Below are 26,572 nucleotides of genomic sequence, written 5' to 3' on the forward strand. Positions count from 1 at the left end.
TTTAAGCTTACATGCTACGCATACCTTTTTATCAAAAGGCTTTTTGTTGTACCTTTTTTTGAACAGTTTCAAGTGAATTTTTAAAAGTTATCCACATTTTTAATTTTTAAATTCTGCAATCATCTATTGTGATTTAAAATATAACTCTAACGCTTTTTCAATAACATCCTCAATTTCAGGCTGCTTAGTTTCAGGTGCAAAGAATTTATTGATAAGCTTAGATTTTAATTTAATAGGTGATGGCTTATTTATCTTTTTCTTTTTATTTAATTCTCCTGAAAGAATTGCATAAGCTGTTTCTTCATTTAGTTTTTTTCCTTCTGAATATGCTCTTAAACTTTCAGCTTTCTTCATATCTACTTTGAAGTTATGTTCAGAAAGAATAAGTTCTACAATACATTGCTCTTCCTCCGTTAGATAAGAAAGAGTTACTGAAGCTGTAAAAGGTATTTCTTCCATATCTAGTCTATCTTTCAACTCTTTTATAAGATTGCATATTCTTAAATATCTTGATACAGACCTACCTGAAAGATTATAAGTTTTTCCTGTTTCATCTACACTTGTCAACTTCTCGCCAACTTGTCGAGAAGTTTCATCGCCCTTGATTTCATCAGCCTTTAGGAGACTTTCAATCTCTTTTAAAATATCTGTTCTTTTACCTTGAGAAGCTAGTGCCTTATGATGCTGCTCTAATGCAGCTGCTCTTTCTGAATGAAGCATATCACTAAAAGAACGCTGCATAAGATTTGTTTCTGTTACAATAAGCATTGCTTCTTCATCTTCAAGGTTGTCCTTAATTATTGCTGGTACTTTCAATAGTCCTGCTATTTTAGCAGCATTTACCCTGTTATGACCAGATAAAATCTCATATTTTTCACCTTTAGGTCTTACAATAACGGAAACAATAACCCCAAGCTCCCTAATACTTCGCACCATATTTTCAAGTCGCTCACCCTCATATAATTTAAATGGATGGTTTTCAAAGGATACAAGCTTTGATATATCAATTTCAGTTTGATTAGCAGCTTCTTTTTCCTCAGTATCTTCTCCAAACATATCAGCTAAACTCATTAACTTTTTCTCACTCATATTGATACAACCTCCCTTGCAAAGTTCCCATAGGCTATTGATACTTTATTCTTAGGATTATATTCTATGATGCTTTTATTTCTCAAATTAGATTCTCCAACCTTTACTGATGTTGGTATCTTGCTTTCAAAGATATGAATATGACTTCCATAAGCTTCTTGTATAATTGACAGCACTTCCTTTGATAATTTCATTCTTTCTGCATACATAGTAAGAAGTATTCCATCAACTTGTATTTTAGGATTAATCCTCTTTTTTACCCTTAGAATATTTTTTAATAATAATTCCAATCCTTTAGCAGAAAGGTATTGAGGAGTAACTGGTATAATTACACTATCACAGGCTGCAAGAGCATTAATTGTCAGCATTCCAAGTGATGGAGAACAGTCAATGATAACATAATCATAATCTTCTTTAATTTCATCAATAATAGACTTTAAAATAAGTTCTCTACTCATGACATTAACCAGTGCTATTTCTATTGCTGATAATTCCAAGTTACATGGAATAAGATCAACCTTTCCTGTTGAAAGAATATACTTATCTTTTTCAGGCAGATTTTTCTCTTCAATAGCCAGTGCCATCAGATTGTATATTGTGGTATTAATGCTGTCAGTGTTATCATAGCCAAAACATACAGTTAAACTGCTCTGAGGGTCAAAATCTATAAGTAAAACTTTCTTCCCCATTTCAGATAGAGCATATCCTAAATTTAAAGTTGTTACAGTTTTAGATACCCCTCCTTTTTGATTAACGATTGCTATTACTTTACTCATATCTTTAGCATCCACCTTCCTAAATTAATTTTGCTTGTTTTTACACTTAACATTTTATAGTTTGATAATACACTAATAAGTGTATTATTTCAAGTAATATTAAATTATTTAGTTTAGTTTTATTTGTATTTATTGATAAATCACATTTAAAAGTGTATATTGTTAATAAGGATGGTGAATAACATGGCTTTAACAATGGGCGAAAAAATTCGCATTTTAATAAAAAGGAAAAAAACTACTATATCTGAGCTTGCAAGATTAATAGGAACCACTAATCAAAACTTATCCAACAAACTTTCTCGTGATAATTTCTCAGAAAAAGAGCTTCAGCAAATTGCCAAAGCTCTTGGATGTAAATTTGAAGGATTTTTTGTTTTTGAAGATGGAGATAGAATATAGTACTTTTTTGTGATTTATAAAACACAAAAAGACTATGAATTGTAAGCTGTATAAGCTTTTCATAGTCTTTTTCTATTTTATAATTATACGATGTTGTATTATAAATTTTTATAGTTTTAAAATCACCATCTTATGCATAATAGGTTGTTGCTTTTCTTATTAATCTAGTCAAAAAAAACTTATATATTGTTAAGTAATTATGATAATCTCACATTTTTATATGTTAAAAAGAAATAAATGCAAATATAATCTATGCTATAAATCAAATCTGCTAAAATTATTTTAGTATACCTATTTACAATTTATCTTTTAAATTTTTGTAGATTGAATCAATTATTGTTATTTCAAATCATTACTACCAGCATGTTTTTTATGTAATATCTTCCAATATCTAGATTCCTCGCAAAATTTATGCCAATTTTCCCCATTCCTTTTTTTTATATTGTAATATTTTGATCTTACTAAAACACACGCTTTTTTAGCTCTACTTATACAAACAAAACACATTCTATTTTCTTCAGCCACTTTTCTTGAATCAGATACACTTCTATAATCCGGAAAATTTCCTTCTTCCATACCCAAAATAACCACTACTTCAAACTCAAGCCCTTTTGAACTATGCCTTGTAGTCAAAGTAACTTGATTTTCAGGTTTTCCTAGTTTTGAAAACTTTGAAATGTCATAGTTCTTATACCTGTTTTGAGAAGCCACATTTAATAACTTTTCCAAGTTATCTATTTCATCTGGATATACACTTGACCCATTCAATATGTTGAATATATTGAGATTTTCTATAATATTTTGTATCCATAATTTAAGTTTACTTCTACTTTCATAACTATTAGCTAAAACATCGTAAAGTTTTCTCTTTTCAAGAATTCTACGGTTTCCATTAAAAAATTCTTTATCATTATGTAGCAAAATTAATCTTTCCCAATATAAATATATTTCATCAAAAGAAACGCTTATTTTGTCATTTACCCACGAACCACATGTTTCTAACCATTTAACAAAATCAGATCTTTCAAAATCATGTTTTGAAATGTAATGTGGTATATTCTTTTCCGAAAACTTTTTAGCTAAATCTTTTACATTTTCATTTATTTTTGCAAGTATTACTATTTCTTCAAGCGATATTCCTTTATCTATATAATAAGGAATTATTTCATTCACACAACAATTATATTGATCTTCTAAATCCTCTTCACATGTTATAAAAACAAATTCTGCTTTTTCTTCTTTTCTAGTTGCTGCAACATAATTCCGTTTCGAATTCAATACTAACTCCGATCCGTCAACAATGTCTTGATTACTCCTGTAGTTATTCTTCAGCTCAATAGCTATGATATCATTTCTCTTATATAACTCGTGCAAATAATCTGGTATAGCTCCTGAGAATCCATAAATTGATTGATCCGGATCACCTACTGCAAATATTTTTATTTCTGTTTTAGTAAAAAGAGAGAGTATCATTTCATGTAAAGGTCTGCCTAAATCCTGATATTCATCAACTACAATCCATGGAAATTTTGCACTTAAACATTTTCTAACGTATTCTTGTTCTTGTATTAATAAAGTAGAAAATTTAATAATACTTTCGTAATCCATAAAGCCAGATTTATGTAACCTTTTTTCATACTCATGTGCTGCTTTTAAAGCAACATCATATGTTGGTATTTTTACACTACTGATTCCTTTAATATTTAGAGTTCTTTCTTTATCCATCTCACTGAGCTTAATTCCAGTATTGTCTATTCCTAAATCTTCAACTACTTTTTTAAATAACTTATTTTTATTTTTATCAGAAATAATTTTTATTGGCATTGGTATATTATAATCGTATAAATGAGCAAAATTTCCTAACACTTCTGAGATACAAAATGAGTGTACCGTTCCTAAAAATACGTTTTGTCTTTCTTCGTATCCCAATTTATTTAATCTCTGTTTAAACTCTCTGGCAGCTTCTCTACTAAAGGTTACACAGGCTAAACCCCTTGGCTCTTTAATCATTTCTCTTAATAATTTAATAATCTTTAATGTCAAAACTGTAGTTTTTCCACTTCCAGGACCTGCAATAACTACAGTACTCTCTTGGGTATTATACGCTTCAAATTGTATCTCATCTTTTTTTATCTGTTGCATTTTCTCCATATAATATCTCATATTAAAACTCATCTACCTTTTTATAAATATCATTTATTGCAGATTTCATGTATGCTGGAACATGTTTTTCATCACATTTAATGGACATTATTTGAGCAAATCTACCTTTTCCAATGCCATTACTCTCAATTTTTCTTAAGCAACTCCAATAATCACCTTTTTCTAATTCATTTTTAAAATTCTCTTTTTGCCTATCTCCACCATTTGTCAAACTATTAAAAACATCACATATTATTTTTTTCGCTTTAGCATTCTTAGCACAAGCTTTCATCATATCTACTTCGAATGTATAATATCCGATAAAAAATCCTAAATCATTAAACAATTCATCTTGTTCTATAAAAGCAGATGGAATTTCATCACTTTTCTTTATATCAAGATCTAATATAATGTTTTCAATTATTGAATTTCCTAAGTAACCAAACTCTCTTTGATCATCCTCATCATTCATAACATGAAATTTTTTCGTTACATCTCCTTTATCAGATACATTTTCATAATAAAAATCTCCATCTGTAATAACAGCAAAAGGGATTTTCAACTTCATAAGCAATTTAACATATGGCTTAAAATTAGTAGAGTTTACGTTACACACAACTATACCTTTTTCATCTAATGGTTTTCCTATTAACTCAGCAAATCTTGGTACTAAATATTCTTCCGCGATACCTTCAACAAGAATTACACCTTTGCCCAAATATATTTCTCCACGCTTAACATCAACATATCTTTCAACATCAAGTAATTCATCGGATGATAGATTGAGTTCAGTCGTTGAATTTATATCTGTACCACCATCTTTATTGTTATGAAGATGAACAATTGATTCAATCGACGCTATTGATGTAATATGTGTTGAATGTGTTGTTAATAAAACAGAATTGTCACTATTTTTTATAACATCCTTATATATAAGTCTCTGATATGTAGGATGTAAATGTGCTTCTGGTTCTTCAATTACTAAAATCGTTATACCATCACATTTTGGATCGTGTGTATCCATGAATTTATATAGTTTTTCCTTTGTTACAACATCTAAACTGTCCTTAATAAAATAATTACACTTATCATTTATTTCATAAACACTATCTAAAATCTCACCATCTTTTTTAGCTCTAAGTTCTTCAAATTTTGATTTCTTTAAATATGTAGGTACCGTGTTGTCCTGAAGTAACAATAAAACTAATGATATATAAAGGATGTTATTTAAACCTAAGCTAATCTCACTAGTATTTCTATCGGATAAAAGAATTTTCAAAGATGTAAGAAGTTTATTTGGATCAATATCAATAGTTTTTAGAGAAACATTAAAATCACTTCCCATTCCCAAAATACTAGTGAATCTACTGTTAATATTATTACCTAAATCAATAATTTCATCTAAATCTAATACATCTGAACCACTTTCCCCAAGCTTTTCTGCAATATCTTTTAAATCATTCTTGTCTATACAATAACTTCTAAGCAATCTATTGACAGGAGATGTCCTAGTATTTTTCATTTCACCTTCTACATCTCTTAATGCTTTAATAACTTTTAGATTTATAAATTTTCTATCTTCATGAGTAAATCTCTTTGACTCATCTTTCCCCTTAAAAATAATATACTGATACTCTATTTCTCCATTTTCCTTCTCAATTGGGAAATATCTATATGTAATCAAAAGTTTCTCTTCACCATTTTCTTTTACTGTTGCATCTGAAAGCTGAGCAAGAATGTTCTTGTTATTAATGTAATTACTTAAATAGATTTTTATCTCTATTATTTCTTTGTTTTCTATTGGATCTTCTAAACCGTCAAAAAAATCATTTTCTTCTAAATATCTATCCTCGTCAGAAAAACTTGGATCTAACACTAATTGTAAAGCTCTTAAGAAATTTGTTTTTCCAATATTATTTTCACCAATAATTACTTGCTTATGATTTAATCTAACATCAATATCTTTAAAATTTCTATAATTCTTTATTATTACCCTAGAAATATATAAACTTTTCATATTATTATTTACCTCCATAAAATTTCTTACTTCCCACTATATAAATAATTCGTCTTATTACATAACTGCACAATTATCTAAAACTAAAGATTGACCCGTTAATTCAGTTATTCAAAATAACACTCTATCGTAATATTCTACAAAATCCCGAATCTTCCTTCTAAATAATCACAAATACTCCAATATATTTATATTTTTTATTAATATATAAAAATTAACATTATTCGCACAGTGTATAATTTATAAAACACAAAAAGACTATAAAGTTTTAAGCTATAATAGCTGTCTTCATAGTCTTTTTCTATTCTATAGTAAATAGCTAAACTCTCCCATACAAAAGTTTATTCAACATCAAATAGTTTTAATTCTATTATAAAATTGTTAAATATTTCTTTAAACTCTCTAGATTCTCTAGATAAATCATAGTCTTTAAAATAATTAGCTATTTCTTGTTTAACTTTAGAAAAAGATATTTTGTCATCTTTTTTTAATATATCAGAAATAATTCTAGCATTATGACTTCTACACTCATTAATAAATTCCTTTAAAAATGTATCTTTAAATTTAAGATATATTTTTTGTGAAATAATTTCAAACCTTTTATCAAAATTATATCTATCATTTAACCACTTTACTCTGTCTTTACACTCTTCCGAAAGTTCATTTTCTGTATAACTATTCAATAATAATTCTTTAAAACATTTATTTTTTATCGAACAATTTTTACAATGACTTTCGTAAGAAGTAAAAGTAGTAAGATTAAGCTTTTTGCATCCAATAAAATACCTAGAAAATTCATTAAATAGCTTTAATATAGGTGTTGTCTGTTCCATTGAAAAATTGGCATCAAACAAGTTCAAAACATCATCCTCAGATAATTTTGAAAATACCTCATTATATCCAGTTAAAAATCTTTGACTCCACAAATCACAATATGTTCCCCAGTAGCCTAGTTCTCCTTTTCTAATTCTTGTTATATTCGCTTCTTGTGTTCTCCAATGTCCGTGTCCAGAATTTCCACTATACCATTCTATTTTGGAAATTGCAAACATTTTGCGTAATAAATTGTTTATAACAGCTTTTGCATTATCTTTTTCGATATTCTCTACAATATTATTTATTGATATCAACTCTGTTCCTAAATGTTCTTTATTAACAATAGCCTTTAATAGTTTTTCTATATGATATTTATTATTTTCTTTATAATTGATATTTTCTAACTTTGCACAATAAGGTATTAAATTTTCAATTAGTACCTTGTAAGTACTTTCAATGAGTGGTTTGGGGATTTTATTTTCTCCCATTTTTTGTTTTATACTATGAGGTTCTTTATAATAATCATCACTTTTTTCCAAAAAATATTCTACGGCTTTTATTGTTTTTTTCTTATTTAATTCAATCAAATCTATAATAGGGTTATTATTACATTCACTTGAGATTAAATCATTTTTATCAATTTCAGTAAAAATCATATATAAAATAACTTTAGGATTAATATCATATAAAACTGGAATAGCTGTACTTAAATCTGAAGGAGAAGCAGAATTAAGCTTTCTTATATAAAAAACTGTTTCAATGTTATCATAATCTTTAAATATTCTTGGCAATCTATCTTTTAATAAATTTTCACTTAATGCCTCATTCTGATCAAGCCCATATGTATCAATTAAGGTTAATTTATTTATGTTCAATCTTTTCAAGTAGTTCTTATAAATATCACAAATATTATCCTTTATAATAACTTTAGATATCATACCCGTAACAGAAATTTTATTATTATCCCCTTCACAAACTTTTAAACAATATGTCAATTTATTCTTAGTCTCAATATCCATATCATCTTTTAATTCAATTTTTTCAGGAAAATTTTTAATGGCTTCTTTACAAATGTCAAAAATTCTACGATAAAATAACTCTATGATATCTTCTAATTCATATTCTTCATCTTTTTTGTCTTCATTATCTAAATTTATATTTTTATTAATAATATATTTTTTATATTCTTCATTTGAATATTTTTCCTTAATTCTTCCTTTAGAAAACCATTTTTGAAACTCTTCATATATATTTGCAGATATATTTTGCTCAAAATCAAATTCTTTGTATGAAAAGAAACCATCTATTTGTAATAATGTATGAAATAATTTTCTTTCTAGCTCATTTTCTTTAAAAGAATCTATTTTTCTTTTGATATTTGATTCAAGTTTTTCTTTTATCTGCATCATTCTAAGTTCAACAAAATCTGCCTTATTTAAATATTTTATCTTTACATGAGGTTTGCATTTTTTTGAATCTGAAAAAAAATTGTATTCTATGTTTGTTCTAGTAGTTTGTCCTTCTCCACTAGCATCAATTAATTTTTCATGTTTAGAAAAAGATTTAATAAAAGTGGATTTTCCACTTCCACTGCTTCCAATAACTAAAATTGAAACATTCTTATGTTTATCTGTATTGTTCGAATTTGTAAATTTTATATTCAATTCACTTTTATTTTTAACATCCATGCAATAAATTAAATTTTCATGTTCTAATTTTTCAATAATACTTTTAATTGAAATTATGTTTACTTCATTATAGGCAAGATCTGAATGTTCTACTCTATTAAACACTCCTAATAAATATACATTATCTTTTTCTAATATGTATGCTGGAGAACCTGACATCCCATCAATCAAAGATTTACCATCACTATAAAATGTATCCATATTCTCATTTAATTTCAATCTATAATTTCCTTTACTTTTTCCATAATACTTAGCTTCTAATTTTTCATATTTTATATCATTATCTTTTTTATAAACTGGATATCCATATATTAAAATATGTTTATCGCTAATATCTTCAATATCATCTAGAATATATAATGGTATAGTTTCATCATTAAATTTTTCTATAATTATAACTGCAATATCAATCTCTTTTTCAATATCATTTATCCATACATCTAATATATTAAAATTAAAACTAAAATCAAAAGTAATATCTTCTTTTGTTTTATATTCCGCTAAACAATGTGCAGCAGTTATTATAATATCCTTATCACTATTATTCAGTTTTATTAATACTCCTGTTCCTTGAATATCTTTACATTCGAATTTTATACAAAATGGACTTATTTCGCATTTTTCACTCATAGTTACTTTCTCCTACATATTCATTATTAATTTGTATACACTTAAATTCAAACTGTTCATAATCTTTTTTTTTGAAAATTTTTTCATATACTTTGTAATTAAAATAAAAAGTAATATTTTTTTGTGTATTAATTACTTTTGCTAATGTAGCTTTATTGGGATGATTATATCTAACTCCATTAGTAGAAATAAAATAATTAGAACATTCTATTATATTTAAAAAATCAGTATTAATATTTTTATTACTCCCATGATGTGAAAGTTTCAAATAATCCAATTTTAATTTATTCAAATTAGAATACCCTAATTTTTTTAATGTGTTTACAATACTATTTGGATATGCATCTCCTAACATTAAAATTTTGTATTCATTTATTTCTAACAAAAATGCAATGCTTGACTCATTTACTAAAGAACTATCATTTTTATCTTTATTACTATCTAATAATTCTTGAATAGTTTTATTATAGTCATTCATCTTAGCACTACAATTTAGATCTTCTAATTTTTCAATTTCCCAATTATCATTAAGTAATTTAAGCGTTTCTTCTAAAGGTGATAATATTGTTAATTTTGCATTTCCTATCTCTATAACATCTAATGCTTTAATAATGTATGGTTCTAATAAATTCAATTCTTTTAGTTTTTTTTCTAATGTGAGTCCTTGCTTAAAGCTAGTACATGTTCTTCCATCTCCAATCTTTTGCTCTCTATTTAAATTATATATTGTATTAAAATTTTCAGCTAATGACCATGCTGAATTAAAAACAACTCTTTTAACTATACTTTTATCTATTGAAACGTCTTCAAAAAATTTAATAATTCCTCCTATATGATCATCATCTACATGTGTGATTATTAACAAATCTATAAATTCTTCAGATTTTATAATATTTTCAATTTCTTTCTTTAGAGTACAATTATATGTTCTACTTATACCTCCGTCAATTAATATATTATAATTCGTTTTTTTATTTTTAGGAAATGATATAATCAAGCTATCCCCATTAAAAGCTTTTAGCATTTTTATTTTCATACTCTGTCCTCCTATATAAAATAGACATAGGATTTGGTATTTTTAAAAAAATAAAGCTGAATTAATTCTTATAGATAAAATTATCTATAACTTAATTCAATTCAATTTTATTTTATATTTAATCATTCTAATATTCTCCAAATCTAACGTAATTAACATTTAAGTACTGTATTCTACAAAATTTAATATTTACCTTCTAAATATCTATTAATATTACAAAATATTTATTTTTCATTAATATATGAGGTTTAACATCAATTTTATAATCTCAAGTTTATAAAACACAAAAAGACCATGAAGTTTCAACCATAATAGCTCTTCATAGTCTTTTTCTACTTTATATTAAATTTGCACTAACGTGTCCCCTTACATCATATCAAATACCCACTCTTACTTTCACACCATTAATTTGCTCTTTATTCTTAAAATCATCACTTTGTGTGTTGAAGTTAAAAAAGCTGGTAAAGTGCATGAATTCAAGTATTATAAGGTATCTTTGCGACGTATTCTTACTACGCACTCCACATGAGGGGTGTGCGGGAACATGTCCTTAGCCACAACCTTCTCAACCTTATATCCAGCTTCTATAAGAACCTTTAAATCAGTTACTAAAGTCTTAGGATTACAAGAAACATAGATTAAATCCTTAGCATTAAAGTCAATTACATATTTCAATGCTTCCGGATGAACCCCTGGTCTTGGTGGATCTAATATTATTATATCAGGCTTAACTTTTACATTTTTTATTACCTTAGCTACGTCCCCTGCAATGAACTCACAATTGTCAAGGCCGTTAAGCTTAGCATTTTCATTAGCCGCTTCTACTGCTTCTTCTATAAGTTCTATTCCAACAACCTGTTTTGCATTGTGGGCAGATATCTGTCCAATAGTTCCTGTTCCACAGTAAAGGTCAAATACTACCTTTGATTTAGCATCTCCCATAAAATTTCTAACTATGCTGTACAGCTTTTCTGCACCTTTAGAATTTGTCTGGAAGAAAGAAAATGGTGATATTTTAAACTTAAGACCTAATAACTCTTCAATTATGTAGTCCTGTCCGTAAAGAACTTCTATTCTGTCAGCTTGAACCACATCTGACAGTGAATCGTTAATTATATGCAGAATTCCTTTTAATTCACCTTTATAGCTTATATTCTTTAATTTTTCTGCAATCTCTGTCATATCAAAATCTATTTGAGATGTAGTTACTAAACTTATAAGAAGCTCCCCTGTATTTTTACCTTTTCTTATAACTAAATTTCTTAAATAGCCTTCATGGCTCATTATTCTATATTTAGGCAGTCCTTTTTCTCTGAAATAATCCAGTACAACTTTTAAGGCAGCGCGGAAATCTCCATCTACTATTTGGCATGCATCAGCATTAACTATTCCAAAGCTCTTTCCTTTCATATGCATTCCAAGACATAGTTCTCCACCCTTTTCCATATCTCCAAAAGAAAACTCCATCTTGTTTCTATATTCCCATTCTTCTGGACTTCCTTCTATACCTAAAAATTCAAAACCATCAATACCCGCATTTTCAAATAGCTTTAGCACCTGCTCTTTTTTAAACTCTAATTGCTTTTCGTAAGAAATGAATTGGTGAGAACATCCCCCACATATTTCAAATACAGGACACTTTGGTTCTATCTTATAATCTACATCTTCAAGAATTTCATTTATCTTTGCTTGTGCATTACCACCTTTAAATTTATGTACGAAAGCTTTAATCTTCTGCCCTGGAAGTGCACTTTTTATTAAAACTTTGTTACCTTCATGGTAAGCCACTCCGAATCCTGGAAATTCTGTGCTTTCTATGTTAAAATCGTATACTTTTCTTTTTCTCATATGTTCGACTTCACTCCTAAATAAATTTCTTTATTTTGTTATTCTTATTCTTGATACCCTTTTTCCTATAGTATCTGCACTTTTGTTTTCCATAATACTTGTATACAAAAGTGATGAAATTAAATAAAAGATAAACAGCATTGGTATTTTTTCTTTTACATAATATCCAGCAGTTACTCTAATTAATATATCAAATATATATAGTGCTGCAATTGAAATTACTCCAGTTGATACTATATCAATTAAATTTGATTTGAATGTATCAATAAAAGTTATTTTTTCTTTTGTTTCACAAGCAAAACTCTCAATACTTTCACTTTCTATTTTCATTTCTTCATTCTCTACCGTTTTCATAACATTTTCCTCTTCTCTATTCTGTTCTAACATACCATTTGCCTCCCTTGTCAAAAATACATAAATAGGATTCTAAGTTTCAGGTGGAGTTTTTGCTCCATCTAAAACTTAGAAACCCTTATCCATGTCGTAGCCACTTACCTATCCACCTATAGAGGCGAAAATATTAGCGACGTAGACATCGGATAAATTTATTATGCACCAGTATCATGCATATGTAAAGTCAATAAAATTTAAAAAATCCTCTAGCAAAACTGCCAGAGGTAAAATATTCCACTATTTACTTCCTTCATCATAAGCTTCTGCAATATGCTGAAATCCGTATTTTCTCAATTCTTCTACAACAATTCTGTGTATTTCTTGCGCTTTAACAGAATCTTCATTATATGTTTTTATGGTACCTTGTATACTTTGAGTAATATTGTCAATATCTGATGAATTTAAAGGTTGTTTCAAATCATCTGAAGCTCTCATTATGGATACCTTAATCTTATTAACGTCAAATTCCTGCAGTCTTCCATTTCGCTTAATCACTTTCATAAAATTCCCCTCCTAAATTTAATTAAAATACATATTTTTTCCTTAGTATTGAAAATAGTCAATAAGCAGGTCAATTGCCGCTCTGGTCAACTGCCTGCTTAACTCGAGGTATTTACGTCAATTGCCTCTTTCAGGGTCAATTGCTAAGTAATTTAAACGTTTCCTTAATATGTTTTACTGCATTTACATGTATAATATACCTCTTTTAGGCCAAGCTGTCAACATATATTTTAAATTTTTTTATTAACATATATATTGTAATTCTCAATATTAATGGTTCAATTATCAATTCATAAAAAAACTTCAACGAAATCTTAATACAATTAATAGTATTTACAACTTATATATATTCTTTATCAGTATTTTATTTGTCACCATAGGAATTCATATTATTTATTTTCCCACACCTTTTGCTGCAGAAATTCTCTTTTTTTATACATATCACTTCTGTGGAACTGCATTTTGGACATTTTCTCTCTTTATTTTCATAATTTACTTCAAAAACATCTCCACATTCTATGCATTTTAAGGCACAAATATTTATGGTGTAATTTCCACCTTCTATTTTTATAGCTTTGCCTTCTGTTAAAGCTTGAGCAACCTTACGTCTTGCTTCGTCGATTATATTTTGAAAAGTCTGCCTTGATACCCTCATTTTTTCTGCGCATTGTTCCTGGTTTAACTTTTCAATATCTTTAAGTCTCATAGCTTCTAATTCTTCTATTTTAAGTACTATTTCTTCTATTTCACATTTTCTTTTGTTCAATGGCATGAAATAATTATTTTCAGGAACAAATTGAACTCTTCTCCACTTAACAGGTCTTGGCATCATTATCCTCCTTGTTATTATAACAAATCTTTATAAGTTTTATTATAATAAAAAAAGGGGATAAAATCACCCTTTTTTTTTATTCTTCACAATGTCCTTCGTGTGCATGTTCAGTACATACTGAACCAGTAGATTGTACTATTCCTTGTAAGTATCCCTCTACAATCTTATCAGATTCTCCACTAGCTCCTACAACAACCTTAATACCATTTTCATTAAATAGTTGTTGAGCAGTTGCTCCCATTCCACCAGCAATTATTACATCAGCATTTTGTTCTTTTAGAAATACTGGTAAAAAACCTGGTCTATGACCTGGATTTGCAACCATTTGACTGCCTATAACTTTATTATTCTCTGCTTCATAAATTCTAAACCCTTCACAGTGTCCAAAATGTCCACTTACAAAATTCCCCTCTACTGCTACTGCTATTTTCATTTAAAATTCCTCCTCTTTTTTATATAAAAATTTTTTTATTTTTTCCCACATTCTAATTATTTCCAAGTTTACTTTACTTTCCTTATATTCTGTTATAGCCTTAAGCTCATTTATGGCTTTCATTACTGTATCATCATAAGGAATTTCTCCTACAACTTCGTAATTCTCTTCTTTACAGAAGCTTTTTATTTCTTTTGTAATTTCTTTATTTATATCTGATTTATTTATGCATACTAAAGCTTTAACTCTGAAATAATCACAAACCTCCAAAACTCTTTTCATATCTTCAAGTCCAGATTTTGTAGGTTCTGTAACTACCAAAGCTGCATCTGTACCAGTTATTGAAGAAATTACTGGACATCCTATACCAGGTGAACCATCAATTATTACCAGATTATCTTTTGAATAATCTTTTGCATTTTTTCTTACTTCAGTTATAAGCTTTCCAGAACCATCCGCACCTATTTCCATCTTTGCTCTTGAAATAATTCCTTTAGCTGCTTTTGTAACCAGAGTTTCAGCTCCAATATCATCTTTTATTTCAACTGCACCACTTGGACACACTAAAGAACAAGCTGTACATCCTTCACACTTGTATTCATTAATTTTATAATTTTTTATTGCATCAAAGCGGCATACCTCTTCACATTTTCCACATTTGATACATTTATCTATATTTATTTCAGCCTTTTTTCCTGTAATAAAGTCATTTCCTTGTATATCTTCTCCTTTGTACATAAGATAAAGATTTGGTGCATCCACATCACAATCTGCCTTAACTACATTGTGAGCAAGCTCTGATAAAGCTACTGCTATAGTAGTTTTACCAGTTCCTCCTTTACCACTTATAACAACTAATTCCAAGATATCACCGCCTTTATCTCTTCAGCCGTGCTGTCAAATATAGTTTTATATTTTTGATGGTCAACTAACATTTCTCCTTTTGAATATACCTCAGCTATTTCTCTGCTGTAAGGTATTGAACCAAAGACTTTAATATTTTCCTTACTGCAGTAATCTCTAATTATGTTATCTTCCTTCATTTCTTTATTTATAATTACTCCAAAAGGTATGTTAAAGTTTTTCACAAGCTCTACAGCAAGTTTTAAATCGTGAAGTGCAAATTCTGTAGTTTCAGTTACAAGTACAGCTGCATCTATCTGCTGAAGAATATTTACTACATTGCAGGAAGTCCCTGGAGAACAGTCTACAATATTAATACTACCCTTTATACTGTTTAAAAGCTTTTTTATTACAGGAACAGCCATAGGTTCTCCAATATTAAGTATCCCTCTCATTGAACTCATATCCTCTGATTTTCCTTCTTCTATAATTCCAATTGGTCTTTCTTCAAAAGTAACGGCATTGTTCGGACATACTATTTGGCAGGCTCCACAACCATGACATAATTTTTCAAACAACAATATATCTTTTTTGGTTTTTGCTAGAGCATTAAACTGGCATATCTGTGCACACTTACCGCACATAATGCACTTTTCATCGTTTATTACTGGATATATAACCCTAACCTCTTCTTTTTTAACTATCTCAGGCTTTAGAAATATAAATCCATTTGGTTCTTCTACATCACAATCAATGTAGTTAGCTTTTAAAACCTTTGCCAAATTTGTTGATACTGTTGTTTTGCCTGTTCCACCCTTTCCACTCAATACTGCTATGTTCAAAGCCTTCAACTCCTATCTTCCCATACCTTTGTGAGCGGCTCCAGCACCTGAAATTTCTTCAAGCTTTCCTTCTTCATACATCTTTATAACATCTTCAACTTTTTCCTCTGTTCCTTTAAATATTTTTATATTTGAATCATTTAATATCCTAAAAGCATTAGGACCTGCACTTCCAGTAATTACAACATCAACTTCATTATCTACTACCTGCTGTGCTGCTGCTATTCCTGCACCTTGCGATGAAGTAACCCCATTATTTTCCAATGACGTATATTCATTAGTCTCTGTATTAAAAATTTGAAAATAACTGCATCTTCCAAATCTAGGATCTAAAAGATCAGTTTTATCCTTACCTAAAGCTGATACTACTATTTTCATTATTAATCCTCCTGTTCTCTAAATATTTATATTGTGCATAAGCAGTTTTTATGCTTTTATTATGGCATATGCTATATATAATTATACCCCATTTTTTGTTTAATGGCAAATGCCAATAAGTATTTGTTATTTTATTATATATATGCTATATTTTTAATAATGATTTAACGCAAAGGATGTGACAATTTTGGAACTTGTTAAGCTAAAAGGAAATACTTATTACATTCCTTCTCAAACCAATATTGGAGTATATGTATTCAAAAATAAATTCTGTCTTTTAATAGACTCTGGAATAAACAATACTATTGCAAGGAAAATTGATGAAGTTCTTAAAGAAAATAACCTTCACCCAAAATATATAATTAATACACACAGTCATATTGATCACTGTGGGGGTAATCACTACTTTAAAGAAAACTATCCTGGAACCCTAGTTTACACTTCTGAAAAAGAAAGGATATACATGGAAAATCCTAATCTGCATGCTGTTTTATCTACATCAGCAGTTCCTTCAAAAAAATTATTTAAACCCAAAAAAGCCTTTGATGTAGACTTTACTTTAGAATATGGAATAAATAAAATTAATGATGATAAATTTGAAGTTTTGTCTTTAAGCGGTCATTCTGAAGGAGATATTGGAATTATAACTCCTGAAAAGATATGTTTTCTTGGAGATAGTATTTTCAGCAGCGAAACTTTGGACAAATATCCTTTTCCATATCTCTTTAACATAGAAGAACGACTGGGAACCTTAAACAAACTGAAGGAAGTTGAAGCAGAATATTTTGTAATAAGCCATGGTAAAGATATACTAAGCAGAGATGAACTTAACATATTAATAGATAACAATATAGAAAATATAGAAAAAACGTCTCAAACAATCCTGGAATTATTGGATCAACCTTGTACAAGAGAGGATATTTTAGAAAATATAATAATATTAAATGATATTTCTGTGGATGTGAAAGAATACTTACTAGACTTGTGTTCTATTTCTGCATTCATATCTTATCTTTATGATTTAGAATTAATAGACTGTTCCATTGAAGACGGAAAGCTTTATTATTTCAAAAAATAAACAAAGGCATATATTGCGTAAAAGTTTTTCACGCAATATATGCCTTTTCTATTCTTATTCATCTATAAATTATTATATTTAAAATATATTGAACACTCTTTAAATCTTTTATATTTTTTTATCTTTTCTGTAACTTCTCCTTTTTTAAAAAAGAAAATTGAAATAGCCTCCCACAAGAACACCCAAGCACCTATCATTATACCTTCTTTTATAGTACTAGCCAGAATATTTTCTTTGTAGATACCTGTAGATAAAAATATTATAACTAGAAATGAAAATGAGGTTACAATATATTTTAATATTTTTTTATGAGATTCTTTTAAAAATTTTGTTTCTGACATGTAGTAATAATAATAGTAATTCCTAAAACTAGATCTTAAAGCTTGTTCTCTACTTTCATCTTTTTCCTGTTGGGAAATATAAAAACACACATCAATTCCATATTTAAAAGGTATATCTTCTGAACAATCCTCTAGAAAATCTGCTAAATCTGGGTCCATATCTCTTTTTTTAAAAGGAGCATTATCCCAATCATTAAATACGTCATTGCACTTGTCTAAAGATATTGGAATAATATAATTACCATTCTCTGAATTTCTCTCATATATCTTGTCTAAGTAGTCACCTTTCTTTATAACCCTACCCAAGATTTCTCCTGCCCTTCAATCCAAATTTATATATCTATTATTATTATATTCTTGTAATCATAAAATAAGTCATGGTATTGTTTGATTTATTTCTTACAAATAGATTAAGCATTTCCTGTTCTTAATGAATCTACTAATTGTTTAGGAAAATTTCTTTCTTCCATAGCTTTTATGTTTTTTTCATACTCATAAGGGATTTCAAGCACCTGAAAGTCTATAGTATCCTCATCACATGTTAAAATACCATATGAAGCATTAGGTCTTCCTATTTTAGGCTTACCAACACTTCCATCATTAATAAGTATCTTTTCACCATATTTTTTCATATATGGCAGATGAGTATGTGCACAAACCAATATGTCTCCATCATATTCCTTCATTACTTCTTCAGCCTCTTTAGAATTTTCCTTTAAATATTCATTTATGCTTCTTGTACTGCCGTGAACAAAAGTCATAACTTTTCCTTCATCAATAACAGTAATATTTTCTGGAAGCCTTTTTAAATATTTTTTATTATTTTCATTCACTTCATTTACAGACCAAGGCAGTGCAAAGTTTCTGTTTAATTCGTTATCTTGTATGTATTTTATATCATTGGAAACAACAGCAGCATCATAATTTCCCATAATAACTAAAATATCTTCTTTTCTGATTAAATCTATAACCTCATTTGGGAAAGGACCATATCCAACCAAGTCACCAAGGCATATTACTGTATCTACATTTCTATTTTTTATATCTTGTAATACCGCTTCCAGTGCAAAAATATTTCCATGTATATCTGAAATAACTGCTATATTCATTAAAATTCCTCCTAAGTTTAGTTTTTAAATAGTGTTATTATAGATTCATTGAAGTTTTTTCATAAATCGATCTTCAAACAATGAACCTTGATAATTGCAACCAATAGGTAATATTAGGTACAATTTTTTATCACATATTTATACTATAATAATATAACAGTATTTTCAATTAATTATTTTAGATACTGGAATTCTAATCAATATGTATTTTAATTAATTCTATTCTTTTGTTTATTACCTTTTCTATAAAAAAAGTAATATTCTTATACTGTACTGAATATTCCTTATCTTCTGTTGGAATGATTCCAATTAAATCTAAAATAAATCCCCCTAAAGTATCAACATCTTCCTCTGGCAAACCAATACCTAATTCATCATTTATTTTCTTTATAGATATCAATCCACTTACAATATAAGTATCTTTATCTATTTTTACAATAACTTCCTCATTTTTTCTAAGTTTATCGTATTCATCAAAAATATCTCCAAGTATTTCTTCAATTAAATCCTCAATTGTAACAATACCTGAAAATCCTCCATACTCATCAATTAAAATAGCCAGGTGATTGTTACTTTCTTTTAGCTCTCTAAATAATATGTTTATATCCTTTGTTTCTGGAACAAAATACGGTTTTCTCGATATATCTTCCAAGGATGTAATTTCTTTTTCCTTCCCTACTAAAAATTTAAGTAAATCCTTCATATTTATAATCCCTATTATATTGTCCATATTATCTTTATATATAGGCACTCTGGAGTATTGTTTTTTTATGATTAAGTCTACTGCTTCATTTATATTCATTTCCACATCAACAGCAAAAACTTTAGTTCTGGGCGTCATTACTGCTTTTGCTAATTTATCATCAAAATCAAATACCCCTTGTATCATTTCTTTTTCTTCTTTGTCTAAAACTCCCTTTTCTTCTCCTTCATTAATAATTCTTCTTATTTCTTCTTCAGTTATTTTTTCTTCAACCTTATCATGCTTAATCCCTAACAATGAAATTATGGAATCCGTGGAATATGTAAGAATTCTAACAAAAGGCAAAGTAATTTTATACAATAACATTATAGGTCTTATTGCAGCCATAGCGATTTTTTCAGACTTCTGTACCGCTATACGCTTTGGTACCAGTTCTCCTAACACTAAAGTAATATAGGCTAAAATTATAGTTACAATAATAATTGCTATTTGACTGCTGGCATTAGAAATAAATTTAATATCAACTTTTTTTAATACCTTTCCCAATTGTTTTGAAATACTGGCAGTTGCCGTAGCACTGGCAAAAAAGCCTGCTAAAGTAATACCTACCTGAATTGTAGCAAAGAATTTGCTGGGTTCATCAACTAACTTTATAAGTAAGCCAGCTTTTTTATTACCTTTCTCAGCCAAATTATTCATCTTGTTTTTATTTAAAGAAATAATTGAAATCTCTGCTGCTGCAAAAAATGCATTTAAACAAATCAATAGTAATATAAAAAATAATTGCAATAAAAAGCTTCCATTATTATTCATCTCTTTGTTTCCTCCAAAGACTAAGTTGTTAAAATATATAAATATTATTCCATTAACAGTTCCATATTATTATGGAATTTTATTATCATAATAGTAATTAATATTGGTCATCCTAACCATATGACGTATTAATTTTAATTATAAATTTGCTTATTAACTTAAAATCATTTAAAATGGTTAAAGTAACTTATAGAAAGTAAGGAGATTTAATATGAGAAATATAAAAATTATTATTCAATACGATGGTTCTAGATATAAAGGATGGCAAAAACTTGGAAATAATACTAATACTATTCAACACAAATTAGAAAAAACTTTAAGTGAAATACTTAGAGAAGATATTGAACTTATTGCTTCAGGAAGAACAGATGCAGGAGTTCATGCAGAAAATCAAGTGGCAAATTTCTTTACAAATTCTAATATTTCTATTGAAAAGCTTTTAGACTTTTGCTATAGATCTTTACCTCAAGATATTGTAGTTAAAAAAGTAGAAGAAGTAGAAGAATCCTTCCATTCAAGATTTAATGTTTCACAAAAAATTTATACCTATAAAATACATAATTCTAAAATTCACGATGTTTTTAATGGTAAATATACCTATCATGTTAAAGAGAAATTGAATATAGAAAAAATGAAAGAAGCAGCGGAATTTTTTATAGGTGAACATGATTTTAAAAGCTTTACAGCTCTAAAGTCTAAAAACAAATCCACAATACGCAAAATACACTCTATTGATTTTAAAATATCCGGAGAAAATATTGATATAATTTTTAATGGAAATGGTTTTTTATATAAGATGGTTAGAATTTTAGCTGCAACTTTAATTGAAGTAGGACTAGGAAAATTTCCCCCAACAGATGTTAAAAGAATAATGAATGAAAAGAATCGTTCTTTAGCCTCTGATACTGCACCAGCCCATGGACTGTTTTTAACTAATGTTATATATTAAAAGAACTAAGCCTCTATTTATTAGCGGCTTAGTTCTTTTATTCTATTACGTCAATACTTTTCATGAATACCTAGCATGTTATAATATCTGCTTATACTTTGCTCTAATTCATCCATGCTTATGAACCTTGCTCTTCTTATAACTTCTTTACCATTTATAAAAAAAAGAACAGCTGGTATTGTAAAAATTGAAAATTCACCTGCAATTTCAGTATATTCATCTATATTTACTTTTTTCAGTTTAATTTCAGGGTATCTTTCAAGCATTATCTCAATTTTAGGCAATAAAGCATGACATACCCCGCATTTGTTTGAAGAAATATATACTGCTACCAAAGAATTTTCTTCTATAAATAGTTTTAATTTGTTTATCTCATCTTTAGTTTTCATAATTTTATTAATCCTTTCTTTATATCAATAAAAATATAGGACAAATAGTAATATATTTAACTATTTATCCTATATTTATTATAATATATTTAGTGAATAAGAACTATTTTTTAATTCTATAATACATACTTAAATACCATAAAGTAATGACAAAAGCTTCCTGCAAGTACAAACAGATGAAATATTTCATGGAATCCAAAAACTTTAGAATTTATCTTAGGCCATTTAGCTGCATATATTACTGCACCTACAGTATAAAAGACTCCACCCAATATAAGCCATACTATACCTCTTATATTTATAGCCTTAGAAATAGGAGAAATTAAAAATACAGCAATCCACCCCATAAATACATAAAATAAAGTTGATAACCATCTTGGACAATTAAACCATATCATTTTAAATGATACCCCTATGATAGCTAAAGCCCATATGGATATAAACATTATCCATCTTAGTCTTCCATTTAGTGAAATAAGGCATACAGGAGTATATGTACCTGCAATTAATATAAAAATCATAGAATGATCTAATTTTCTTAAAATTTTAATAACCTTATCTGAGGATTTAACAAGATGGTAAACGGAACTGGCTGTATAAAGCAAAATAAGACTTATTCCAAACATTATTACTGCTGTTAACCCTAAAGGCGTAGAATTTGGAATATTAAGTTGATACCTTATTAATATTATCAACCCTATTAAAGATGCCAAAGCTCCAAATAAGTGTGTCAATCCACTAACCGGATCTCTAAATATATTTTTCATACACTTTCACTCCTTATTATAAGATATAAACATTGAATATCATCACCACGCCACGTAGTTTTCAATACTACGTATTGTACTGAACTTATTTTACCACATTAATATTTTAAATATAAGTTCCATATTTTATCAAATACTTTAATTTTTCCTTAATAATGGAGATTATATTATATTTAATCCGTTTTACTACAAATTTCTATTTATATTATTTTCTTAAATATTTATATATTAAAACGTAGTTTTGATTACTATTTGTTGAAATATAGTCATATATATGATAATATTTTTTTAAGTTGATTAAAATAATAGGAGTGTTTTTATGGAATTTAGCGAAAAAGATATTTCTTCATTTATAGAAAGACTTTCCTTAAATGAAGATTTAACACTTTCAGATATACCCTCATTAGATTTATATATGGATCAGGTAATAACATTATTTGAAAATAAGTTAAATCATCTTAAAAGGAATGAAGAAGATAAAATTCTTACTAAAACAATGATAAATAATTATACCAAAGCAAAAATACTTATGCCTCCAAATAAAAAGAAATATACAAGAGAGCATATAATCTTACTTATTCTTATATACTATTTAAAACAAAATCTATCTATCAATGATATCGGTTATTTGCTTAAACCAATAATTAAAAGTTTAGAAGATGATTATATAGATAGACTTGAAATTGATAAAATCTATGACTCATTCTTAAAAATAAAGAAAACTGAAGTAGATAATCTAAATAAGAATTTGCAAGAAAAATCCACTTTAATTAAAGAACATACTGAAAATCTGGATAAAGTTGATTTATCTCAAATGTTTATTACAGTTCTTACCTTAATAAATGAAGCTAACATAAAAAAAAGGTTAGCTGAGAAAATAATTGATGAATTTTTTATGCAACTTTAATAATTCAAAATAAAAGCAGCTTAATGTGTATTAAGCTGCTTTTATTTATTGTTCTTTCCATTTAGCTAATGCATCAGCAAGTGCTGAATTTATTGGTTCATCTGCCTTTTGATTTTTTAAATATCTGTTTACATCTTTCTTACTAACATTCTTACTTTGACTTTCTTTCCTTTTCTTAAAGGCTGACATTTTTTCTCGGTAACCACAATTAGTGCAAACAAATATTTCACCTTCGCCTTTACCTCTTAACTCTAACTTTCTATTACATTCAGGGCATCTGGCATTAGTTACTTTTGCTATACCTTTTCTATATCCACATTCTCTATCCTGACATACAAGCATCTTTCCTTTTTTACCGTTAACCTCAAGTAAATATTTTCCGCATTCAGGACATCTTGCTCTAGTCATATTGTCATGAATATATTTATCTGTACTAGATATAACATCTCCAACAAGCTTTGAAGCATAATTTCTCATATCTCCTATAAATTTCTTATCATTTAAATTTCCATTACTTATTTGTGACAACTGCTTCTCCCATTCTGCTGTTAATATAGGAGATTTTAAATCAGAAGGCACAAGTTCTATAATCTGCTTTCCTTTAGATGTTGGAATTATTTCTTTTCCTTTTTTCTCTATGTAAAATGTATTAAATAATTTTTCAATTATATCTGCTCTTGTGGCAACTGTACCTAATCCACCAGTCTCTCCTATAGTTTTCATAAGTTCTTTATTATTAGTTTGCATATACTTTTGAGGATTCTCCATAGCTGAAAGCAATGTAGCTTCATTAAATCTTGCTGGAGGTTTAGTCTGTCCTTTAACAACCTTAACCCCTGTTAGCTTTATCTTATCTCCTTTATTAACCTCAGGTAACACTTGATCTTTTATAATATTTTCATTGTCGCCGTTGTAATCTTCCTCGTCTAAGTCTTCATCCTTATCGTATACAGCCTTCCACCCTTTAGCCTTAACTATTTTCCCTTGAGCCAAAAATACTTCTCCATTAACTAAAGCCACAGTACTAATCTGTATATATTCAAAAGGTGGGTATAATACTGATAAAAATCTTCTTACAACTAAATCATAAATACTTCTCTCTTCAAAGCTTAATTCCCCTAAACTAACCTTCTGCTCAGTTGGAATTATAGCATGATGGTCTGAAACCTTATTGTTGTCTACAAAGCTTTTGTTAGCTCTTATATTTCCTTTAAGCACAGTATTAGCCGCCTTTGCATATGGACCAATAGCTATGTTTTTAAGCCTTTCTTTCAAAGTATCTACTATATCTGTAGTCAAGTATCTGGAATCTGTTCTTGGATAAGTCAATACTTTATGATTTTCATATAATCTCTGCATTATTGATAATGTTTGCTTTGCAGAATATCCAAATTTTCTATTGGCATCTCTTTGAAGCTCCGTCAAATCATATAATAAAGGTGAATATTTTTTCTTAGGTGTTTCTTTAACTTCAACAATCTCTCCTACTTTTCCATTAACCTCTGAAACAATCTTATCAGCTTTTTCCTTATTGAACGTACGGGTTTGATTTCCTTTAGAATCTTGCCATTGAAGTATAAAACCATTAGCACTTCCTGTTATAGAATAGTAGTCCTTAGGTATAAATTTCTTAATTTCCTCTTCTCTTTGTACTATCATAGCCAGTGTTGGAGTTTGTACTCTTCCAGCTGAAAGCTGGGCATTATATTTGCATGTCAAAGCCCTTGTCACATTAAGTCCCACAATCCAATCAGCCTCTGCTCTGCATACTGCTGATGCATATAGATTTTCATATTGCTTACCTGACTTTAGATTATTAAACCCATCTTTTATCGCCTTGTCTGTTTGAGAAGATATCCATAAACGTTTAATATTCTTTTTAAAATTGGCTTTTTCAATTATCCATCTTGCAACAAGCTCACCTTCTCGTCCAGCATCAGTAGCTATTATTAATTCATCAACATCTTTTCTATTCATTATTTTTTTTATTTCATGAAAATGTTTAGCTGTCTTTTTAATTACAGCTAAATCCATTTTCTTTGGTAACATTGGTAAAGTATCGAAACTCCACTTTTTATACTTTTCTCCATAGCTTTCTGGATCAGCTAAAGTAACTAAATGTCCCAAAGCCCATGTAACAATATATTTATCACCTTCTAATGAACTTTTTCCTTTTTTATTGCACTTTAGTACCTTTGCTATATCACGAGCCACTGAAGGCTTTTCCGCTAAAACTATAATTTTTCCCATACTGTATCATCCTCTCGCCTTATTAATTTTTATCCTTTGCTTATTTTCTCAATCCATAACCACCATATACTGTTTTAGTTTCATTGATAGATATAACAGAAGGAATATTTGTATTCTCTATAATCTTTACAATTTCATTTTTCCTTCTTCTTTTAGCATGAATAAGTAATACTTTCTTTTTGGTGTTTATCCCTTCTCCTTCAATAACAGTTACTCCTACATTTTTCTCTCTCAATGTACGAGCAAGTTCTTTACTATCTTCCTCAGTAACTATAACATTTATAGTTAAAACTCCCAAAGCTAACTTATCTTCGATGATGCATCCTATGTAATTTCCACATGAAAAACCTAATGCATAAATAATCATCTTTTTAGGGTCTTCTTGTATTCCCGTTAATACTCTACCTATAACATAAAGCCAAATTGATACTTCAAAAAAACCAATTACAGCAGCCCAAAGCTTTTCCCCTCTTGTTATAAAAACAGTTCTAACAGTAGTTAAGGATACTTCAAATATTTTTGCAAAAAATATAAAAATATAAGTTGACATTTCATTCTCTCCTTAGTTGTAAAATAAAACTACTTTGCTATTATATTCTACAC

25 protein-coding genes are annotated in these 26,572 nt (G+C 28.2%); 4 read left to right on the plus strand and 21 right to left on the minus strand.

Going from position 1 to position 26,572, the window contains the following annotated elements; all coding sequences use genetic code 11:
• Positions 1-123: 123 nt before the first annotated feature.
• Both OIO11_RS00005 and OIO11_RS00010 read right to left on the minus strand, forming a co-directional pair.
• Positions 124-1,089: a ParB N-terminal domain-containing protein gene (locus OIO11_RS00005; RefSeq protein WP_268069293.1), complete on the minus strand. Its 966-nt coding sequence runs from the start codon at positions 1,087-1,089 to the stop codon at positions 124-126.
• The gene (locus OIO11_RS00010; protein ID WP_268069294.1) at positions 1,086-1,865 is read right to left on the minus strand and encodes a ParA family protein; all 780 of its coding nucleotides are present in this window, start codon (positions 1,863-1,865) and stop codon (positions 1,086-1,088) included. Before OIO11_RS00010 ends, OIO11_RS00005 begins: the two co-directional genes overlap by 4 nt.
• A gap of 183 nt (positions 1,866-2,048) precedes the next feature.
• Between OIO11_RS00010 and OIO11_RS00015 the strand changes: the two genes are divergently transcribed.
• A complete protein-coding gene (locus tag OIO11_RS00015; protein WP_268069295.1) occupies positions 2,049-2,264 on the plus strand; it encodes a helix-turn-helix transcriptional regulator in 216 nt (71 codons plus the stop codon).
• 339 nt (positions 2,265-2,603) lie between these two features.
• On the opposite strand, the gene OIO11_RS00020 is transcribed toward OIO11_RS00015, so the two are convergent.
• From OIO11_RS00020 to OIO11_RS00075, 12 genes are all read right to left on the minus strand, one after another.
• Complete coding sequence (locus OIO11_RS00020; RefSeq protein WP_268069296.1) at positions 2,604-4,415, minus strand: ATP-dependent helicase; 1,812 nt, start codon at positions 4,413-4,415, stop codon at positions 2,604-2,606.
• Between the two features lie 13 nt (positions 4,416-4,428).
• Complete coding sequence (locus tag OIO11_RS00025) at positions 4,429-6,423, minus strand: ATP-dependent nuclease (RefSeq protein ID WP_268069297.1); 1,995 nt, start codon at positions 6,421-6,423, stop codon at positions 4,429-4,431.
• Between the two features lie 341 nt (positions 6,424-6,764).
• Positions 6,765-9,557: a hypothetical protein gene (locus tag OIO11_RS00030; RefSeq protein WP_268069298.1), complete on the minus strand. Its 2,793-nt coding sequence runs from the start codon at positions 9,555-9,557 to the stop codon at positions 6,765-6,767.
• Entirely contained in the window at positions 9,550-10,593 is a 1,044-nt protein-coding gene (locus OIO11_RS00035) for a ComEC/Rec2 family competence protein (protein WP_268069299.1), read from the minus strand. The genes OIO11_RS00030 and OIO11_RS00035 overlap by 8 nt, the downstream gene beginning before the upstream one ends.
• Before the next feature lie 483 nt (positions 10,594-11,076).
• Positions 11,077-12,441 (minus strand): 23S rRNA (uracil(1939)-C(5))-methyltransferase RlmD, encoded by a 1,365-nt coding sequence (rlmD, locus tag OIO11_RS00040; protein WP_268069300.1) that lies wholly within the window; start codon positions 12,439-12,441, stop codon positions 11,077-11,079.
• 30 nt (positions 12,442-12,471) lie between these two features.
• Positions 12,472-12,828: a hypothetical protein gene (locus tag OIO11_RS00045; protein WP_268069301.1), complete on the minus strand. Its 357-nt coding sequence runs from the start codon at positions 12,826-12,828 to the stop codon at positions 12,472-12,474.
• 243 nt (positions 12,829-13,071) lie between these two features.
• On the minus strand, positions 13,072-13,335 hold the full coding sequence (locus tag OIO11_RS00050; RefSeq protein WP_268069302.1) for an ATP cone domain-containing protein: 264 nt from the start codon (positions 13,333-13,335) through the stop codon (positions 13,072-13,074).
• A gap of 364 nt (positions 13,336-13,699) precedes the next feature.
• Positions 13,700-14,164, minus strand: coding sequence for a DUF134 domain-containing protein (locus OIO11_RS00055; RefSeq protein WP_268069303.1), 465 nt, complete (start codon positions 14,162-14,164; stop codon positions 13,700-13,702).
• A gap of 79 nt (positions 14,165-14,243) precedes the next feature.
• Complete coding sequence (locus OIO11_RS00060) at positions 14,244-14,600, minus strand: NifB/NifX family molybdenum-iron cluster-binding protein (RefSeq protein ID WP_268069304.1); 357 nt, start codon at positions 14,598-14,600, stop codon at positions 14,244-14,246.
• Complete coding sequence (locus OIO11_RS00065) at positions 14,601-15,464, minus strand: ATP-binding protein (protein WP_268069305.1); 864 nt, start codon at positions 15,462-15,464, stop codon at positions 14,601-14,603.
• A complete protein-coding gene (locus OIO11_RS00070; protein WP_268069306.1) occupies positions 15,455-16,285 on the minus strand; it encodes an ATP-binding protein in 831 nt (276 codons plus the stop codon). Before OIO11_RS00070 ends, OIO11_RS00065 begins: the two co-directional genes overlap by 10 nt.
• 12 nt (positions 16,286-16,297) lie before the next feature.
• Positions 16,298-16,663 carry a NifB/NifX family molybdenum-iron cluster-binding protein gene (locus OIO11_RS00075; RefSeq protein WP_268069307.1) on the minus strand — a complete coding sequence of 122 codons (366 nt, stop codon included), beginning with the start codon at positions 16,661-16,663 and terminating at the stop codon, positions 16,298-16,300.
• A 187-nt stretch (positions 16,664-16,850) separates the two neighbouring features.
• Here OIO11_RS00075 and OIO11_RS00080 point away from each other — a divergent pair, with 187 nt between their 5' ends.
• Positions 16,851-17,741 carry an MBL fold metallo-hydrolase gene (locus tag OIO11_RS00080; protein WP_268069309.1) on the plus strand — a complete coding sequence of 297 codons (891 nt, stop codon included), beginning with the start codon at positions 16,851-16,853 and terminating at the stop codon, positions 17,739-17,741.
• Between the two features lie 62 nt (positions 17,742-17,803).
• On the opposite strand, the gene OIO11_RS00085 is transcribed toward OIO11_RS00080, so the two are convergent.
• The 3 genes from OIO11_RS00085 to OIO11_RS00095 form a co-directional block, all read right to left on the minus strand.
• Positions 17,804-18,388, minus strand: coding sequence for a hypothetical protein (locus tag OIO11_RS00085; RefSeq protein ID WP_268069310.1), 585 nt, complete (start codon positions 18,386-18,388; stop codon positions 17,804-17,806).
• A 104-nt stretch (positions 18,389-18,492) separates the two neighbouring features.
• A complete protein-coding gene (locus OIO11_RS00090) occupies positions 18,493-19,191 on the minus strand; it encodes a metallophosphoesterase family protein (RefSeq protein WP_268069311.1) in 699 nt (232 codons plus the stop codon).
• 193 nt (positions 19,192-19,384) lie between these two features.
• Positions 19,385-20,707 carry a hemolysin family protein gene (locus OIO11_RS00095; protein WP_268069312.1) on the minus strand — a complete coding sequence of 441 codons (1,323 nt, stop codon included), beginning with the start codon at positions 20,705-20,707 and terminating at the stop codon, positions 19,385-19,387.
• Between the two features lie 211 nt (positions 20,708-20,918).
• Here OIO11_RS00095 and truA point away from each other — a divergent pair, with 211 nt between their 5' ends.
• Positions 20,919-21,656 (plus strand): tRNA pseudouridine(38-40) synthase TruA, encoded by a 738-nt coding sequence (gene truA / locus OIO11_RS00100; RefSeq protein WP_268069313.1) that lies wholly within the window; start codon positions 20,919-20,921, stop codon positions 21,654-21,656.
• 50 nt (positions 21,657-21,706) lie between these two features.
• On the opposite strand, the gene OIO11_RS00105 is transcribed toward truA, so the two are convergent.
• Positions 21,707-22,045, minus strand: a complete 339-nt coding sequence (locus OIO11_RS00105) for a thioredoxin family protein (RefSeq protein ID WP_268069314.1) — start codon at positions 22,043-22,045, stop codon at positions 21,707-21,709.
• A 116-nt stretch (positions 22,046-22,161) separates the two neighbouring features.
• On the minus strand, positions 22,162-22,812 hold the full coding sequence (gene trhA / locus OIO11_RS00110; RefSeq protein WP_268069316.1) for a PAQR family membrane homeostasis protein TrhA: 651 nt from the start codon (positions 22,810-22,812) through the stop codon (positions 22,162-22,164).
• A 319-nt stretch (positions 22,813-23,131) separates the two neighbouring features.
• Between trhA and OIO11_RS00115 the strand changes: the two genes are divergently transcribed.
• Positions 23,132-23,719, plus strand: coding sequence for a DUF1836 domain-containing protein (locus OIO11_RS00115; protein ID WP_268069317.1), 588 nt, complete (start codon positions 23,132-23,134; stop codon positions 23,717-23,719).
• A gap of 45 nt (positions 23,720-23,764) precedes the next feature.
• Here OIO11_RS00115 and OIO11_RS00120 read toward each other — a convergent pair whose 3' ends face one another.
• Both OIO11_RS00120 and OIO11_RS00125 read right to left on the minus strand, forming a co-directional pair.
• On the minus strand, positions 23,765-25,969 hold the full coding sequence (locus tag OIO11_RS00120) for a DNA topoisomerase III (RefSeq protein ID WP_268069319.1): 2,205 nt from the start codon (positions 25,967-25,969) through the stop codon (positions 23,765-23,767).
• Between the two features lie 40 nt (positions 25,970-26,009).
• Positions 26,010-26,519, minus strand: a complete 510-nt coding sequence (locus tag OIO11_RS00125; protein ID WP_268069320.1) for a DUF2179 domain-containing protein — start codon at positions 26,517-26,519, stop codon at positions 26,010-26,012.
• Positions 26,520-26,572: the final 53 nt, after the last annotated feature.

The organism is Clostridium sp. ZS2-4, assembly GCF_026719745.1.
Taxonomy (GTDB): domain Bacteria; phylum Bacillota; class Clostridia; order Clostridiales; family Clostridiaceae; genus Clostridium_H.

Bases quoted from the DNA above. Each gene is read 5' to 3' on its own strand.
- OIO11_RS00090 (WP_268069311.1), bottom strand. From the start codon at position 19,191: ATGAATATAGCAGTTATTTCAGATATACATGGAAATATTTTTGCACTG.
- OIO11_RS00105 (WP_268069314.1), bottom strand. From the start codon at position 22,045: ATGAAAACTAAAGATGAGATAAACAAATTAAAACTATTTATAGAAGAA.
- OIO11_RS00055 (WP_268069303.1), bottom strand. From the start codon at position 14,164: ATGCCAAGACCTGTTAAGTGGAGAAGAGTTCAATTTGTTCCTGAAAAT.
- OIO11_RS00020 (WP_268069296.1), bottom strand. From the start codon at position 4,415: ATGGAGAAAATGCAACAGATAAAAAAAGATGAGATACAATTTGAAGCG.
- truA (WP_268069313.1), top strand. From the start codon at position 20,919: ATGAGAAATATAAAAATTATTATTCAATACGATGGTTCTAGATATAAA.
- OIO11_RS00120 (WP_268069319.1), bottom strand. From the start codon at position 25,969: ATGGGAAAAATTATAGTTTTAGCGGAAAAGCCTTCAGTGGCTCGTGAT.
- OIO11_RS00030 (WP_268069298.1), bottom strand. From the start codon at position 9,557: ATGAGTGAAAAATGCGAAATAAGTCCATTTTGTATAAAATTCGAATGT.
- OIO11_RS00125 (WP_268069320.1), bottom strand. From the start codon at position 26,519: ATGTCAACTTATATTTTTATATTTTTTGCAAAAATATTTGAAGTATCC.
- OIO11_RS00005 (WP_268069293.1), bottom strand. From the start codon at position 1,089: ATGAGTGAGAAAAAGTTAATGAGTTTAGCTGATATGTTTGGAGAAGAT.
- OIO11_RS00050 (WP_268069302.1), bottom strand. From the start codon at position 13,335: ATGAAAGTGATTAAGCGAAATGGAAGACTGCAGGAATTTGACGTTAAT.
- OIO11_RS00115 (WP_268069317.1), top strand. From the start codon at position 23,132: ATGGAATTTAGCGAAAAAGATATTTCTTCATTTATAGAAAGACTTTCC.
- OIO11_RS00095 (WP_268069312.1), bottom strand. From the start codon at position 20,707: ATGAATAATAATGGAAGCTTTTTATTGCAATTATTTTTTATATTACTA.
- trhA (WP_268069316.1), bottom strand. From the start codon at position 22,812: ATGAAAAATATATTTAGAGATCCGGTTAGTGGATTGACACACTTATTT.
- rlmD (WP_268069300.1), bottom strand. From the start codon at position 12,441: ATGAGAAAAAGAAAAGTATACGATTTTAACATAGAAAGCACAGAATTT.
- OIO11_RS00025 (WP_268069297.1), bottom strand. From the start codon at position 6,423: ATGAAAAGTTTATATATTTCTAGGGTAATAATAAAGAATTATAGAAAT.
- OIO11_RS00010 (WP_268069294.1), bottom strand. From the start codon at position 1,865: ATGAGTAAAGTAATAGCAATCGTTAATCAAAAAGGAGGGGTATCTAAA.
- OIO11_RS00075 (WP_268069307.1), bottom strand. From the start codon at position 16,663: ATGAAAATAGTAGTATCAGCTTTAGGTAAGGATAAAACTGATCTTTTA.
- OIO11_RS00015 (WP_268069295.1), top strand. From the start codon at position 2,049: ATGGCTTTAACAATGGGCGAAAAAATTCGCATTTTAATAAAAAGGAAA.
- OIO11_RS00035 (WP_268069299.1), bottom strand. From the start codon at position 10,593: ATGAAAATAAAAATGCTAAAAGCTTTTAATGGGGATAGCTTGATTATA.
- OIO11_RS00060 (WP_268069304.1), bottom strand. From the start codon at position 14,600: ATGAAAATAGCAGTAGCAGTAGAGGGGAATTTTGTAAGTGGACATTTT.
- OIO11_RS00045 (WP_268069301.1), bottom strand. From the start codon at position 12,828: ATGTTAGAACAGAATAGAGAAGAGGAAAATGTTATGAAAACGGTAGAG.